This is a genomic window from Leisingera sp. M658 (assembly GCF_025144145.1).
In the GTDB taxonomy this organism is placed as follows: Bacteria; Pseudomonadota; Alphaproteobacteria; order Rhodobacterales; family Rhodobacteraceae; genus Leisingera.
This window is the reverse complement of record NZ_CP083547.1, coordinates 37,443-51,687: the sequence shown is the minus strand read 5'-3', so window position 1 is coordinate 51,687 and position 14,245 is coordinate 37,443. Positions and strand designations below refer to the sequence as shown.

The window sequence follows — 14,245 nt, the reverse complement described above, 5'->3', positions numbered from 1 at the left end:
GGGGACAACACCCTGAAACCTGTGTCACAGATCCAGCGGATGCGCCCGGCCCCGTTCCGCCAGGCGGCGGTTCAGTTCCCTGGCTTCCGGCAGACCCGCTTCCAGCGCAAAGACAAAGGCATGGGTCAGGTAGAAACAGGCGGCGTCGATATTGCCGGCCTCCTCAGCCCTGTCCCCGGCCAGCGTATACAGCCGGACCAGCTCTGCATTGTCCTTATCATCATGCGCCTGCAAAAGCGCGCGGTTGAGGTCTGCACGCTCCATCCCTCAGCCCTTCAGCGAGATTGCGATGTTCTTGGTGCGCACATAATTGTAAAGCGCCTCCAATCCCTTTTCACGGCCAAAGCCCGATTTGCCAACGCCGCCGAACGGTGTCGAGATGCCGCCCGCGAACCATTCGTTCACAAACACCTGCCCCGCGCGCAGACGGTTGGCGACGCGATGCGCCCGCGCCAGATCGCGGGTGAAGACACCGGCGACCAGTCCGAAATCTGTGCCATTGGCCATCGCGATGGCTTCGGCTTCGGTATCAAACGGGGTGAAGCAGGTGACGGGGCCAAAGATCTCTTCCTGCGCGACACGGGTTGCTGGATCCACATCCGCCAGAATGGTCGGCGCCATAAAGTAGCCCTCCCGCTCCAGCCGTGCCCCGCCCGAAGCCGCACGGGCACCGCTTTGACGGGCGGTGGCGACCAGGGTTTCGATGCCGTCCAGCTGGCGGGCAGATATCACCGGGGTCAGGCCGGGGTTTTCCAGCCCGTGGCCGACGCTGAGGCCATTTGCCAGTGCGGCGGCGCGCTCAATCGCCTCGTCATAGATCGAGCGGTGCACCAGCACCCGCGACATGGCGGAACAGACCTGACCGGCGTTGTAGAAGATACCGCTTTGCAAGCTGGACATCAGCGTGTCGAGATTGGCATCCTCAAACGCAACTGCGGCGGATTTTCCGCCCAGCTCCATCAGCGCGGGTGTCACCGGATTGGCAGCCGCGCGCAGGATCGCCTGACCGGTCGGGACCGAGCCAGTGAAGACAATCTGGTCGATTTGGCTGCTTTCCACCAGCCGCGCGCCAAGGTCTGCACCGATGCCGTTCAAAATGGAAACTGTCCCTGCGGGGACATCCGCGCGTTCCAATGCGACGCCCAGCATCGCCAGCGCCATCGGGTCCAGTTCCGGCGACTTAATAATCACCGAATTGCCCGCCGCCATCGCAGGCGCCAGCGAGCGTGCCGCAATCGACACCGGGAAGTTCCATGGCACGATCTGGGCAGAGACGCCGTAAGGCTCATAGACCGTAAAATCAGCGTAATCAGGGCCAAGCGGGATCGACTTGCCTTCGATCTTGTCGGCCATGCCGCCGTAATATTCAAAATACTGCGCGGCCTCTTCGAATTCGTCATGGGCAGCACTCAGGCTCTTGCCGCTTTCGCGGCACAAAAGCTCTGCGCCCTCGTCCGCAATGCCCCGGATTTCAGCGGCGATGCGCTGCATCAGCTGGCCGCGTTTGGCGGGCTTCATGGCAGCCAGATCGCCGCGCTCGAAACTGGCACGTGCTGCCTCCAGCGCGCGGGCCAGGCTCTCCTCGCCCGCCAGCGCGCAATCCGCCACATGGCTGCCATTGCCGGGATCCTCAACGGCGATACGTTTACCGGCGTCGCCTTCAACCCAGGCACCGGCCAGGAAATTCCTGGCCAGACCGTCGTTCAGAAAAGAGCTCATGCCGCGCGGCCCTTGGTCACCTGACCGGCCACCCAGGCGTGGAAGTTGTGGGTTGGCCCGTCCATCGCCGGCGAAAAGCGCCCGCCGTCAAACAGCTCGCCATGGCGGCCCTTCTGCATGCCCTCGACGACAAAGACGTCTTCCTCGAACACGGTCTTCCACAGCTTGGCGTTCTCATCGCGCAGCTGCTCAAGATCCGGCGTGTCGTCGGCGGATTTGGCGTAATACAACTCGATATGCTCCACCGTGTTTTCGGTGTCGACCGGCTCAAGGATGATCGCAAAGGCATGGTCGCGCTGAACGCCCAGAAGCACGTTCGGGTAAACGGCCACATATTCGCCGCCTTCGTCCCATTTGCTGGACAGCCCCTCGAAATCCGGGAACATCTTGCCGTCTTCGCCCTTCATCTGGCGGTACACCAGGGTGCCCTGGCCGGAATAATGCCCCGGCACCTCGATGTTGTAATGGTCTTCCAGACGGGAATAGCTGTTCAACCCCGGATGCACCCATGGCAGGTGATAGCTTTCGCAGTAGTTCTCAACCGCCAGTTTCCAGTTGGTTTTGACCTCCAGCTGAAAGCCCGAGGTTTCGCCGCCGTGATGCACCGGGGTCTCGAATTCTTTCCAGCGTTCCAGCAGGCCCGCGTGGGCGTCCTCAAACGCGGGCGCGTTGCCGTCGACATTGGCAAAGATCACGTCGCGCCAGACGTAAGAACGGATGCGCACCAGGCCCAGCTCGTCCAGCTTGATATCTTCATGTTTGTTGTTGCCGGGGCCGCCGACATGCGGGGTTGAGACCAGACGGCCGTTCAGGCCATAGCACCAGCTGTGGTAGGGGCAGCGGATGGCACCGCGGATCTTGCCGGGTTTTTCAACCAGGATCATGCCGCGGTGGCGGCAGGTGTTCTGAAACACGCCGACTTCACCATCATTGTCGCGCACGATCAGCAGCGGCATGCCCAGAAAATCCACCGGCTTGGCGTACCCTGGTTCCGGCACATCCTTGCCAAAGCCGATGCCGGACCAATTGGCAAACAGCACCGAGCGTTTTTCTTCGGCAAAGACAGCGGGGTCGATGTAATGGGCGTTCGGCAGGCCGTTGGCCACGTTGACCGGAGCCATCACCGGGGCAAGCGAGTCATGCTTATTCATCTGGGTCTCTCCAAACCTGGGTAAAGATGTGCGCGTTGTGCGCCATTGAAAGGAGAGAGGGGATTCACTCAATATCAGAAATCTTCGCGCTGACCTTAGCTGGATTCATCTGAGGCGTGACTCAGCTCGTCAATCACCCAATTGCGAAGCAACCGGGCGGATTCCGACATTTCTGCATCCGGGCGGCCCACCAGATGGAACCCGTGCGGGGCGGCCAGCACATGCGGGCCGATCGGCACCAGCTGGCCCGTGGTCAGCAAAGGGTTCAGCAGGCGCTGCCATCCCAGCGCCAGCCCGGTTCCGTCCTGTGCTGCTTGCAGCGCGACCGAGTAGTTGTTGACCCGCACCCCCGGTGCAATCGGGCCGTCATAGCCCTGCTGCTGGAACCAGTCGGCCCAGGTGGTCCAGCTTTTGTCGTCGGATTCCAGATGCAGCAGCCGTTGCTGCGCCAGCTCCTCCAGCGGGCAGCCGGTCAGCTTTTCAGCCAATTCCCGGTTACCCACCGGCACCAGGTGGTCGCGGTACAATTCGGTCTGTTGCAGCCTTGTGTCGCGCTCGCGCCCGTAGCGGATGTAAAAATCCACGTCGGGCATGCTGCGCAAGGGCCGGTCGTTGACGATCTGGTTGACGTTCACATCCGGATGCCGCCGCCAGAACCGCACCACTGAGGGTGACAGCCACAGCGACGCCACAGCCGAGGTGGAACCAATCGTCACGGTGTCGCCGGTATGGCGGTCGCGGATGGTTTTCAGGCTGAGTGAGATTTTTGAGAAGGACGTCGCCAGCGTATCAAACAACGCCTCGCCTTCCTCCGTCAGCTCCACCCCGCGATGCTTGCGCTGGAACAGCGGCACCTGCAGTTCCGCCTCCAGCGCCTTGACCTGATGGCTGACGGCGCCGGGGGTAACGGACAGCTCCTGCGCGGCGTTTTTAAAGCTGAGATGGCGGGCGGCAGCCTCGAACGCGGCCAGGGTGGTCAACGGCGGCAGGCTGTAATGGCGGCGGGACATCTGCGGCTCCTGGCATGCGGCTCGGATGAGAGGGTTTCATTTCAATATGAGGAAAACATCTTTGAAGGCCAGACCGGAAATTTCAGGCGCCGCTAATCGATCCGGCCCCGTTGCAGCATTGGCGTCACGTTAAAGGCCGCCTTGTACACCCTTGAAAAATGCCCCGGACTGTCAAACCCGCAGGACAACGCCACCTCGGTCACCGAAGACTCGGTCTGGATCAGCAGATTGCGGGCGCGCTCCAACCGCATCTCCATTGAATATTTCTTGGGCGAGGTGTTCAGATACTTGCCGAACAGCCGTTCCAGCTGGCGGGTTGAGATACCAATATCCTCGGCAATCAGCGCCGGCGAGATCGGATCGCTGATATGGTCGTGCATCATCTGGATCGCCCGCGCCAGATGCCGGTTGCGCATACCGTTGCGCGATTGCAGCGAAACCTTCTGCTCGGCGGTGGCATTGCGCACTGCGTTGTAAACCATCTGGTCCGCCACCGCGACCGCCAGATCATAGCCGTGATCGCGTTCGATCAGATGCAGCATCAGATCCGCCGTGGCGGTGCCGCCCGAGGCGGTCATGTGCTTTTCATCGGCGACAAAGACGCTGCGCACCAGGTTCACCTCCGGGAAACCTTCCATGAAACTGTCGTGGTATTCCCAGTGGATCGCCGCCTGCATGCCATTCAGAAACCCGGCCTCGGCCAGCACCCAGGCGCCGGAACACAAGGCGCCGATCCGCGTGCCCCGCGCCCGTTCGCGCCGCAAGGCTGCCAGCAGCGGCTTGGTCACATGGTTGCGCATATGGATGCCGGACAGGGCAAACAGCTGGTGGCATTTCGGGATCGCATCAAAGCCGTAATGCACCAGCGTCACCGAGCCATTGGAACAGGTCGCGGTCGCGCCGTTCTCTGATCCGAAGGACCAGTCATACAAGCCCTGCCCGCTGACCAGATTGGCGATGCGCAGGGGTTCAACCGCGCAGGAAAAGGCGAGATGCGAGAATTCCTCAACCAGAAGAAAGGCAAAATGCTGGGTGTTGGACATGGTGTGACCGCCTGACAAGAACCACGCGGGACCGCTTTGTGCAACACAGCCCTGCGGTCGGGTCAGGCTAAGCCCCCTGCCCCGGTCACCGCAAGCCGCTGCACAGCGCGAAGCGCCCGCGCATTGCACACACCACATTTTTTCTGTGTACACAATATGTATTTTTTCTGTACAGGACGCATATAGTCATGCCATAGAGACCGCGAACCGAAGAATCCCACCCGCATCAGCGGCAGGAGAGACCCCCATGAAAGACGCCTCCAAGACCCGCAAGGCAGAGCTGCACAGCCGTCTCAAGGCGGCCATCATGACGCTGGAGCTGCGCCCCGGCGCTGATCTGGACGAGGCGAAACTGTCCGAGGACACCGGCCTGTCGCGCACCCCCTTGCGCGAAGCGCTGCGCCAGCTGGCAGGCGAAGGCTATGTGGATCTGCGCGAAAACCGCGGTGCCCGGGTCAGCGAAATGTCGCATATGACCCTGCGCGATTTCTTTCTGGCGGCGCCAATGATCTATGGCGCGGTGCTGCAGCTGGCGGCGAAACACGCAACACCCGCACAGATCGAGGTGCTGAAGGCCGCGCAGGAGGACTTCAAGGCCGCCCTGCGCAGCGGCTCCAGCGCTGAGCGGGCGATGGCCAACAACCGCTTTCACGAAGTGACCGGCGAAATGGCGGACAACATCTATCTGCTGCCCTCGTTTCAGCGGCTGCTGATTGATCACGCCCGTATCTCGATGACCTTTTACCGGCCGCAAAGCCCCGAGATGGCCGAAAACGTCTCGGAAGCCAGCGCCCAGCACGATGCCATCATTGCCGCGATTGAGACGGGCGACGAGGCAGCGGCAGCCCAGCTGGCGATTGATCACTGGAACCTGTCACGCGACCGGATCGAGCTGTTTGTCATGCCTGCCGGACTTGATGTGCCGCTGGGCACTGTCGCACGCAAAACCCCTGCATAGAGGACCCCGAATGACCCCCCTGTTTAGTTTCAATGGGATCTACACCCCCGTGGTGACCCCCCATTTCGAGGATGGCAGCGTCAATTGGGACGCGCTGGCCGAGGTGATCGAATATCTGGTTGAAAACGGCGTGCATGGCCTGATCTCCGGCGGCTCGACCGGTGAAAACTATGCCCAGACCGTCGAGGAACGGCTGGAGCTGGCAAAGTTCACCCATGAACGGCTCAAAGGCCGGCTGCCCTTGGTTGTCGGCACCGGCGCAATGCTGACCAGCGACTCCATCGCCCTGGCGCAAGGTGCCAAAGAAATCGGCGCCGACAGTATCCTGCTGGCCTCGCCGCCCTATTCGGTCCCGACCGACCGCGAAAACGCGCTGAATGCGCTGGCCATCGACAAGGCCGCCGATCTGCCGGTGATGCTGTACAACTACCCGCACCGCACCGGCACCATGATGGGCGAGGAGTTCCTGGACCGGGTGGGCCGCAGCCGCAACTTCTGCGGCATCAAGGAAAGCTCGGGCGATATCAACCGGGTGCATCTGCTGGCGCGGGACTATCCGCATATCCAGCTGGGCTGCGGCATGGACGATCAGGCGCTGGAATTCTTTGCCTGGGGCGCGCCGTTCTGGGTCTGCGGCGGGTCGAACTTCCTGCCTGCGGAACATGTGGCGCTGTATAACGCCTGCGTGGTGGAGGGCAATTACACCAAGGGCCGCCGCATCATGTCGGCAATGATGCCGTTGATGCATGTGCTGGAACAGGGCGGCAAGTTCATCCAGACCATCAAACACGGCGTCACCCTGAACGGCATTGCGGCCGGCGCCATGCGCGCTCCGCTGAAAGGGCTGAACAAGGACGACAAACGCGCATTGGAACAGGTTGTGCGGGTGCTGAAACAGAAAATTGCCGACATTCAGGCGGAGGGCTGAGCCATGACATTGCTGACCCAGGACGAATACAAATCCATCGCCGCAGGGCTGGCCCTGCCCACCGGCGCCTTCATCGACGGTAAATTCCGCCCGGCGGCCTCGGGCAACACGTTCGAGACCGTGAACCCGGCAACCGGCGCAAAGCTGGCAGATATCGCCGCCTGCAGCGCCGAGGACGTTGATTTCGCAGTTGAAAAGGCCCGCGCTGCCTTTGACGACGGGCGCTGGTCGCGCCTGCACCCGTCGGAGCGCAAGGACGTGCTGATCCGGCTGGCCAAACTGATGACCCGCAACGCGCGGGAACTGGCGGTGATGGAAAGCATCGACAGCGGCAAGACCATCTATGACTGCGAAACCGTCGATGTGCCGGAGACCATCCACTGCATCAAATGGCACGCCGAGGCGATCGACAAGATCTATGACCAGGTGGCGCCTGCCTCGGACGATCACATCGCCATGGTGGTGCGTGAACCCATCGGCGTGGTCGGCCTGGTGCTGCCGTGGAACTTCCCGCTCTTGATGCTGGCGTGGAAGATCGGCCCGGCGCTGGCCGCGGGCTGCTCGGTGGTGGTGAAACCTGCGGCGGAGACCACCCTGACCGCGCTGCGCCTGGCGGAACTGGCGATGGAGGCGGGCCTGCCGCGCGGTGTTTTGAACATCGTCCCCGGCGGCGGCGCAGATGTGGGCGAACCCATCGGGCGGCACATGGACATCGACATGGTGTCCTTCACCGGCTCCACCGTGACCGGCAAGCGGTTCCTGTCTTATTCGGCGGAAAGCAACGCCAAGGAAGTGGTGCTGGAGATGGGCGGCAAGAACCCGGCCATTGTCATGGATGACGCCGAAAACCTGGACCGGGTTGCCGCCCATGTGGTCAACGGCGCGTTTTGGAACATGGGTGAGAACTGCTCGGCCTCCTCGCGCCTGATCGTGCATAAGGACGTGAAGGGTGAACTGCTGGAGCGGATTGCGCATCACGCCAAGCAGTGGAACATCGGCGATCCGCTGGACCCGGAGGTCCGCATGGGCGCGCTGGTCTCAGCGGCGCATTTCGACAAGGTCTGCGGCTATCTGGATCAGGCGGAAAACGTGGTGCTGGGCGGCAAGGCGCATGATGGCGCCTTTGTTGAGGCCACCGTGGTCGAGGTGCCCGGCAATGATGCGGTGCTGGCGCGCGAAGAGATTTTCGGCCCGGTTCTGTCGGTGATCGAAGTCTCCGGTTTTGACGAGGCCATCCGGATCGCCAATGACACGGACTATGGCCTCTGTGCGTCGATCTTTACCGCCAATGCCAAACGGGCAATCCGCGGTGCACGGGCAATCCGGGCGGGCACGGTGACGGTGAACAGCTTTGGCGAGGGCGACATCTCCACGCCTTTTGGGGGCTACAAGCAGTCGGGCTTTGGCGGCCGCGACAATTCCCTTCATGCCCACGACCAGTACACCCAGCTGAAAACCATCTGGATTGATCTGGCCGACGACGCAGATGAGGCCGTGGATTGAGCACATACACCGCCAAACGCCTGCCCCGGCAGACCGCGGCGGCAGGGTGGAATGCCATTCTGCCGCCGCAGGATCCGTTGCCGGTGCTGGACCAGGATCTGACCGCCGATGTGACCATCATCGGCGGCGGATTTGCCGGGCTGTCCGCCGCCCGCCGCCTGCATCAGCTGGACCCGTCCCTGAAGGTCGCGGTGCTGGAAGCCGGTAAATTCGCCGAAGGCTCTGCCGGGCGCAATTCCGGCTTTATGATCGACCTGCCGCATGATCTGGCCTCGGACAATTACGCAGGCGACGCGCTGGAGGCCGACCGTGCCGCCATTGCCCTGAACCGCCAGGCCATCGCCTTTGCCAAGGGCGTCGCTGAGGATTGCGCCTTACCGCAGGAGATCTTTGATCCTGCGGGTAAAATCAACGCGGCTGCCACCCGCTCGGGCGACCGGCACAACCGCGACTTTGCCGCCCATCTGGACCGGCTGGGCGAGCCGCATACACTTTACTCGCAAGCGGAAATGCAGGAGCGGACAGGCAGCCCGCATTACACATCCGGCCTATATGCGCCGGGCACGGTGATGATCCAGCCCGCGGGCTACATCCGGGCCTTGTCGGCGCATCTGGCCGGGCAAATCAGCGTCTTTGAAAACACCCCCGCCACGGGGTTTGAAAAACAGGGTACTGGCTGGGTTGTTTCCACCCCCAAGGGCCGTATCAGCACCGGCAGGATCATTCTGGCCAACAACGGCCATCTGGAAAGCTTCGGCTTTTTCCAGCGCCGCCTGATGCATATCTGCCTTTATGCCTCGATGACCAAACGCCTGACACCGGAACAAATTGCCCGGCTGGGCGGCGCGGCGCGCTGGTCGGTGACGCCATCGGACCCGGTCGGCACCTCGGTGCGGCGGATTTCCGGCTCATACGGTGACCGCATCCTGATCCGCACCTGCGCCAGTTTTCACCCGACGATCGAGACCAGCCGGATGCGCCTGCGCAACGCCGGCTGGGTGCATGACCGCAAGTTCCGCGAACGCTTCCCGCATCTGGGGGATGTACAGATGGAGCACCGCTGGGCCGGGATGCTGTGCCTTAGCCGCAACGGGTCTGCGGCGTTTGGCGAGCTGGACCAGGGTGTCTTTTCCGCCTGCTGCCAGAACGGCCTCGGCATTGCCCGCGGCACCCAGCAGGGTATGGGCGCAGCCGAGCTGCTGCTGCAGGGCGGATCGGAGATTGCCAGCCATTTTCTGGCCCAGCCGGAACCGCCGAGGCTGCCGCCGGAACCCTTTGCCTCGCTTGGGGCGAACACCTATCTTATGTGGAAAGAATGGCGGTCCGGGAAGGAGTAGAGCCTGGAGGGGGCTCTGCCCCCGGCCTGCGGCCTCCCCCGGGGTATTTCAGACCAGAAAGAAGCGGCTGTCAGGGCAGGCTCAGCTTGGCCATCCGGCCGCCATCGACGGTATAGACCTGTCCGGTAATGAAGCCCGCATCCTCTGACGCCAGGAAGGCCACCAGCGCTGCCACTTCTTCCGGCTTGCCGGTGCGGGCAACCGGGTGGATGCCGGCAATATCGCGGCGGAAAGCCTGTGGATCAGGCATCCCTTCGATGAAGTCCATGTTGAGATCCGTGTCGATCCAGCCCGGCGCCACCGCATTGCAGCGGATCCCCTCTGCCCCGTGGTCCACCGCCACCGCGCGGGTCAGACCGTGCAGCCCTGCCTTGGACGCGCAATAGGCCGCATGGCCCGGATTGCTGCCCAGCCCCTCGATAGAGCCGGTGTTGACGATACTGCCGCGGGACTTACGCAAAAAGGGAAGCGCCGCCTGGATCATCAGGAAGGGCGCCGTCAGGTTCACGGTCAGATTGCGCTGCCAGTCGGCGAGGGTCATCTCCTCGACCCGGGCCTCCTGCATCATGCCGGCGTTGTTGACCAGAATATCCAGTCCCCCTGCCCTGCTGGCCGCCTCTGCCACCACATGGGCCGGGCTGTCCGGGTCGGTGAAATCTGCGGCGATGCCCTCAAATTCCGCATCCGCGCCGCGCTGCGCGGTGAACACCCGAGCGCCCTCGTCGCGCAGACGGCGGGCTATGGCCTGGCCGATACCGCTGCGTCCGCCGGTGACCAGTGCCACTTTGCCTTTGAAGCGGCTCATGACACCGGTTTCCCGCCGTTGACCTCAACCAGCGCGCCGCACATGTAGCGCGCCGCGTCGGAGGCCAGAAACAGCACCACATCGGCGATATCTTCTGCTTCGGCGATCCGGCCCAGCGGCACTGATTTACCCAGCTCCGCCACTGCGCTATCGGGATCAAAGCCGCGTTTGGCAAAGCCTGTGCGCAGCATCGGCGTGTTGACCTCATTCGGGCAGACCGCATTGATGCGGATGCCCTGATGGGCATGATCCATCCCCATGCACTGCGTCAGCGAGGCAATTGCCGCCTTGGTCATGCAGTAAAGCGCGTGGTTCGGCCCCGGCGCCTTGCCGCCCCAGCAGGACGCGGTGTTGACGATGGCGCCGCCGCCGGTTTCCGCCATCAGCGGGATCGCGGCGCGGCAGATCCGGAAAGGGGCCTGCACATTCACGCCCATCGACAGATCCCAATCGGCGTCGGATGTTTCTGTCACTGGGCCGCGGGTGATGACGCCTGCGTTGTTGATGACGATATCAAGCCCGCCAAGCGCATCGAATGCTGCCTGCGGCAGCGCGTCCGCGTAACCCGCGTCCAGCAGATCGCCCGGCAGATGCGCCTCGGCCTCAATTCCCGCTGTGTCGCGGTCGGCCACCGCCACTTTGGCGCCCGCGGCCCGCAGGCGCTGAACGATGGCGGCGCCGATGCCGCCGGCCGCACCGGTGACCAGAGCGTGTTTTCCCTGAAATTCCATTGTCGTCTTTCTCCAATCAGAAGGATGCAACCGGCGCGCCGAACAGGCTTTGGTCCGGAGTGATGCCCAGACCGGGACCTTGCGGCAGTGCTATATGGCCGCCGTCCAGCCGGATGCCGTTTTCTGTGTCGTAATGGCCGTCGATGTAGGGGGCCGCCAGCCAGACACCCTCCATCAGGTCCGGACGCACCGTTGCCCCGATATGGGTGCAGGCGGCGGCCAGAATATCGCCGCCCCAAGCATCATCGCAGGTGTGCGGTATCTGGTTTGCCTCGCAGATATCGCGGAACGCGCGCATGTTCTGCAGACCGCCGATGCGGGTCGCCTTCATGCCGAAGCCATCCGCCTGCCCGCAGCCGATTGCCTCGGTCACGATGGCGAGATCTTCGGAGGATTCATCCATATACAGCGGGTGGCACAGCAAGGGCCGCAGTTTCCTGAACTCCTGAAGGGTCTGGCAAGGCTGCTCGATGATCAGTGGAATACCGCTGCAGCCCCGGCTGACGAACTGCGCATCCCGCAGTGTCCAGCCGCGGTTGGCATCCAGCGCCAGCCGCATGCCGCTGCCCTGGATCTGCTCCCAGACCTTGTGCGCCACGGCAATGTCAACCTCCGGATCGCGCCCGCCTGCCTTGACCTGAAGGCGGCCGAACCCTTCAGCGCGCTTTTCACGGGCAATGCGGGCGGCTTCCTCCGGCGTCTCGATCCCAATGGCGTAATAAGACGGCACCCGGTCCGTGACCGCACCGCCCAGAAGATCCGCAACCCGCAACCCCAGACGCTTGCCCAACACGTCATGCAACGCGATATCAACCGCAGCCTTTGCATAGGAATGCCCCATTAGAAGCGCATTCATCCGCCGGTTCATCGTCAACGGCTGGCAGTCGGTTCCGATCAGCCCCGGCGCCATTTCCATCAGCGCCGCGCGCGCGCCCTGGGCATGCGCTTTGTCATAGACCGGACCCAGCGGACAGGTCTCGCCCCAGCCTTCCAACCCGTTGTCCGCCACCAGTTTCACCAGCGTTGTGTCCAGCGACCAGACTTCGGCATTGGCCATGGTGTAGGGGCCGTTCTTCACCGGCAGATCATGCTGATAAATATGGATTTCCGCGATTTTCATATGCTTGCCCTGTTGGAAAAAAGGCCCGCCCACTCATCGCGGGGGCGGGCCAGTCGGGGGGAGGAAATCAGTAGCTTTGGTTCAGCTCATCCGCAGCGGGGATTTCGCGTTCACGCCGGGCGATGTAGTCCAGCAATTCTTCGTTCTTTGCCTCGTCCAGCTTCGGCTCCTGGTATTCCGACAGCAGCTTGCGTGCGCGGGTCAGGGCACGTTCGGTGATCTCGACGCTGCCCTCGGCCTGCCATTGCTCGATTGAGTTGTTGTCGAACATCTCCGGCATGAAAAACGCCTCCTGGAAGTTCTCCTGGGTGTGCGGATGGCCCAGATAATGGCCGCCCGGCCCGACATCCGGCACTGCCGCGAGCGCCTGATCGAAGTCGTGCCATTTCGGCCCCTCTGCCATCCGGTAGGCCATCGCGCATTGCTCGGCGTCGACGATGAACTTGGCGACGGAACAATGCATCCCGGCCTCGTTCCAGCCCGCCGAGTGCCAGATGTAGTTGGCGCCCGCATGCATCACCGCTTGCAGGGTAGTGGCTGACTCGTAACCGGCCTGCGCGTCGAATGTCTTGGCCCCGCCCAATGTGTTGGAGGTCCGCCACGGCACGCCGTAATACCGCGCCATCTGGCCGATCATAAAGTTCATCAGGCTGATTTCAGGGGTTCCGGCCATCGGCGCGCCGGATTTCATCGACACAGTCGACAGGTAATGGCCATAGATCGCCGGTGCGCCCTTGCGGATCACCTGAGTATAGGCCAGCGCCGACAGCGCTTCGGCGTTCAGCTGCGCCACCGTGGCCGGGACTGATGCGGGCGTATTAGCACCGCCCAGCACAAAGGGCGAGCACAGCACCGGCTGATTGCGGCGGCAAAAGGCGCGCATGGCGCCCAGCATGGTTTCGTCCCAGACCAGCGGCGAATTGCCGTTGCAGTTGCCGGTGGTGACCGGGTTCTGGTCGATGAAATCGGCGCCGAACAGGATCGCGCACATGTCCAGCACATCCTCGGCGTTCTTGGGCGACGTGGTCATGCCCATAAACGTCTTGTCAGAGTGTTTCATCGACGAATAGGTGATCCGCAGATGCCGTTGGCTGATCGGATGATCATAGGGTTCGACAATATGATGCGCCGAGGAATGCAAGCTGGGCATCATATGCGCCAGCTTGTGGAACATCGCCAGGTCGTCCATCATCGGGTTGCGGCGCACATCATCCAGGTCGCGCAGGAACGGCGCCCCGGTCATCGGCACAAAGATCGAATGCTTGCCGCCCAGGCGAACGTTCTTTTGCGGATCGCGGGCATGATAGGTGAAATCGCTGGGGATCGTCGCGATCAGCTCCCGCACCAGCCCGCGGTCCAGATAGACCAGTTCCCCCTTCACCTTGGCGCCGGCGCGTTTCCAGTCCTCCAGCGCAATCGGATCGCGGAACTGGACGCCTACGTTTTCCAGAATATCCATCGAGGCGTTGTCGATCATCTCAACCTGGGCGCCGTCCATCACCTCGCACAGGGGGATATTACGGGTAAGGCCCGGCAGCATGTCGAATTTCGGGGCGGTTCGCAGGGCGCGGCGGGCAGTGCGGCCGCCGGAACGCGAACGGGTCGCAGTGGCTTGCTCAGTCATGGCAGGGGTCTCCTTTGACGGAGAGTTTTTCTGAAATTTCCAGGCTTCACCTGCAGGATTACGAAATGCGATTGCAAAAACCGACACTCCGCCCGGCGGAAGCGGCCAGGAGGCTGCTGCCTTGCTCTGCAGCGGATTCTTCAACCCTGTCAGACCGCAAAATAGACCCTAAATAACGCCTGTTCGGGCCAAAACCCGAGGAATCTCCGATCTGCCGCGACTCAGCCTATGCGCCTTTTGCGGATCATGCACAAAGAGGGCAGGATAATACGCTTTTCCCTGCCTCGCCTGGTGGAATTGAATTTAAATATTATAT

The 14,245-nt window shown here is 62.5% G+C and carries 13 protein-coding genes; 4 read left to right on the top strand and 9 right to left on the bottom strand.

Going from position 1 to position 14,245, the window contains the following annotated elements; genetic code table 11:
- Window positions 1–24 precede the first annotated feature (24 nt).
- From K3724_RS21385 to K3724_RS21365, 5 genes are all read right to left on the bottom strand, one after another.
- Entirely contained in the window at window positions 25–264 is a 240-nt protein-coding gene (locus K3724_RS21385; RefSeq protein ID WP_259992877.1) for a hypothetical protein, read from the bottom strand.
- A 3-nt stretch (window positions 265–267) separates the two neighbouring features.
- Window positions 268–1,719, bottom strand: coding sequence for an aldehyde dehydrogenase family protein (locus K3724_RS21380; protein ID WP_259992876.1), 1,452 nt, complete (start codon window positions 1,717–1,719; stop codon window positions 268–270).
- A complete protein-coding gene (locus tag K3724_RS21375; protein ID WP_259992874.1) occupies window positions 1,716–2,870 on the bottom strand; it encodes an aromatic ring-hydroxylating dioxygenase subunit alpha in 1,155 nt (384 codons plus the stop codon). Before K3724_RS21375 ends, K3724_RS21380 begins: the two co-directional genes overlap by 4 nt.
- Window positions 2,871–2,965: 95 nt before the next feature.
- Window positions 2,966–3,880 (bottom strand): LysR substrate-binding domain-containing protein, encoded by a 915-nt coding sequence (locus K3724_RS21370; RefSeq protein ID WP_129373077.1) that lies wholly within the window; start codon window positions 3,878–3,880, stop codon window positions 2,966–2,968.
- A gap of 92 nt (window positions 3,881–3,972) precedes the next feature.
- Complete coding sequence (locus K3724_RS21365) at window positions 3,973–4,923, bottom strand: GlxA family transcriptional regulator (protein ID WP_259992873.1); 951 nt, start codon at window positions 4,921–4,923, stop codon at window positions 3,973–3,975.
- Window positions 4,924–5,170: 247 nt separating this feature from the next.
- Here K3724_RS21365 and K3724_RS21360 point away from each other — a divergent pair, with 247 nt between their 5' ends.
- Genes K3724_RS21360 through K3724_RS21345 form a run of 4 tightly spaced genes read left to right on the top strand, consistent with a single transcriptional unit; the run spans window position 5,171 to window position 9,649 of the window.
- Complete coding sequence (locus K3724_RS21360) at window positions 5,171–5,881, top strand: GntR family transcriptional regulator (protein WP_259992872.1); 711 nt, start codon at window positions 5,171–5,173, stop codon at window positions 5,879–5,881.
- A gap of 10 nt (window positions 5,882–5,891) precedes the next feature.
- Window positions 5,892–6,809 carry a dihydrodipicolinate synthase family protein gene (locus tag K3724_RS21355; RefSeq protein ID WP_259992871.1) on the top strand — a complete coding sequence of 306 codons (918 nt, stop codon included), beginning with the start codon at window positions 5,892–5,894 and terminating at the stop codon, window positions 6,807–6,809.
- A gap of 3 nt (window positions 6,810–6,812) precedes the next feature.
- Complete coding sequence (locus K3724_RS21350) at window positions 6,813–8,312, top strand: aldehyde dehydrogenase (protein WP_259992870.1); 1,500 nt, start codon at window positions 6,813–6,815, stop codon at window positions 8,310–8,312.
- Window positions 8,309–9,649, top strand: coding sequence for an FAD-binding oxidoreductase (locus K3724_RS21345; RefSeq protein ID WP_259992869.1), 1,341 nt, complete (start codon window positions 8,309–8,311; stop codon window positions 9,647–9,649). Before K3724_RS21350 ends, K3724_RS21345 begins: the two co-directional genes overlap by 4 nt.
- A 70-nt stretch (window positions 9,650–9,719) precedes the next feature.
- On the opposite strand, the gene K3724_RS21340 is transcribed toward K3724_RS21345, so the two are convergent.
- The 4 genes from K3724_RS21340 to K3724_RS21325 form a co-directional block, all read right to left on the bottom strand.
- Window positions 9,720–10,454 carry an SDR family NAD(P)-dependent oxidoreductase gene (locus tag K3724_RS21340; RefSeq protein WP_259992868.1) on the bottom strand — a complete coding sequence of 245 codons (735 nt, stop codon included), beginning with the start codon at window positions 10,452–10,454 and terminating at the stop codon, window positions 9,720–9,722.
- On the bottom strand, window positions 10,451–11,185 hold the full coding sequence (locus K3724_RS21335; RefSeq protein ID WP_259992867.1) for an SDR family NAD(P)-dependent oxidoreductase: 735 nt from the start codon (window positions 11,183–11,185) through the stop codon (window positions 10,451–10,453). Before K3724_RS21335 ends, K3724_RS21340 begins: the two co-directional genes overlap by 4 nt.
- A 16-nt stretch (window positions 11,186–11,201) precedes the next feature.
- Window positions 11,202–12,305, bottom strand: coding sequence for a mandelate racemase/muconate lactonizing enzyme family protein (locus K3724_RS21330; RefSeq protein ID WP_259992865.1), 1,104 nt, complete (start codon window positions 12,303–12,305; stop codon window positions 11,202–11,204).
- A 67-nt stretch (window positions 12,306–12,372) separates the two neighbouring features.
- Window positions 12,373–13,929, bottom strand: coding sequence for a trimethylamine methyltransferase family protein (locus K3724_RS21325; RefSeq protein WP_259992864.1), 1,557 nt, complete (start codon window positions 13,927–13,929; stop codon window positions 12,373–12,375).
- Window positions 13,930–14,245 lie beyond the last annotated feature (316 nt).

What these genes read in the sequence shown, in the direction of transcription:
- K3724_RS21335 (WP_259992867.1), bottom strand. Translation starts at nt 11,185, where the DNA reads ATGGAATTTCAGGGAAAACACGCTCTGGTCACCGGTGCGGCCGGCGGC.
- K3724_RS21355 (WP_259992871.1), top strand. Translation starts at nt 5,892, where the DNA reads ATGACCCCCCTGTTTAGTTTCAATGGGATCTACACCCCCGTGGTGACC.
- K3724_RS21325 (WP_259992864.1), bottom strand. Translation starts at nt 13,929, where the DNA reads ATGACTGAGCAAGCCACTGCGACCCGTTCGCGTTCCGGCGGCCGCACT.
- K3724_RS21380 (WP_259992876.1), bottom strand. Translation starts at nt 1,719, where the DNA reads ATGAGCTCTTTTCTGAACGACGGTCTGGCCAGGAATTTCCTGGCCGGT.
- K3724_RS21330 (WP_259992865.1), bottom strand. Translation starts at nt 12,305, where the DNA reads ATGAAAATCGCGGAAATCCATATTTATCAGCATGATCTGCCGGTGAAG.
- K3724_RS21370 (WP_129373077.1), bottom strand. Translation starts at nt 3,880, where the DNA reads ATGTCCCGCCGCCATTACAGCCTGCCGCCGTTGACCACCCTGGCCGCG.
- K3724_RS21375 (WP_259992874.1), bottom strand. Translation starts at nt 2,870, where the DNA reads ATGAATAAGCATGACTCGCTTGCCCCGGTGATGGCTCCGGTCAACGTG.
- K3724_RS21340 (WP_259992868.1), bottom strand. Translation starts at nt 10,454, where the DNA reads ATGAGCCGCTTCAAAGGCAAAGTGGCACTGGTCACCGGCGGACGCAGC.
- K3724_RS21350 (WP_259992870.1), top strand. Translation starts at nt 6,813, where the DNA reads ATGACATTGCTGACCCAGGACGAATACAAATCCATCGCCGCAGGGCTG.
- K3724_RS21360 (WP_259992872.1), top strand. Translation starts at nt 5,171, where the DNA reads ATGAAAGACGCCTCCAAGACCCGCAAGGCAGAGCTGCACAGCCGTCTC.
- K3724_RS21365 (WP_259992873.1), bottom strand. Translation starts at nt 4,923, where the DNA reads ATGTCCAACACCCAGCATTTTGCCTTTCTTCTGGTTGAGGAATTCTCG.
- K3724_RS21385 (WP_259992877.1), bottom strand. Translation starts at nt 264, where the DNA reads ATGGAGCGTGCAGACCTCAACCGCGCGCTTTTGCAGGCGCATGATGAT.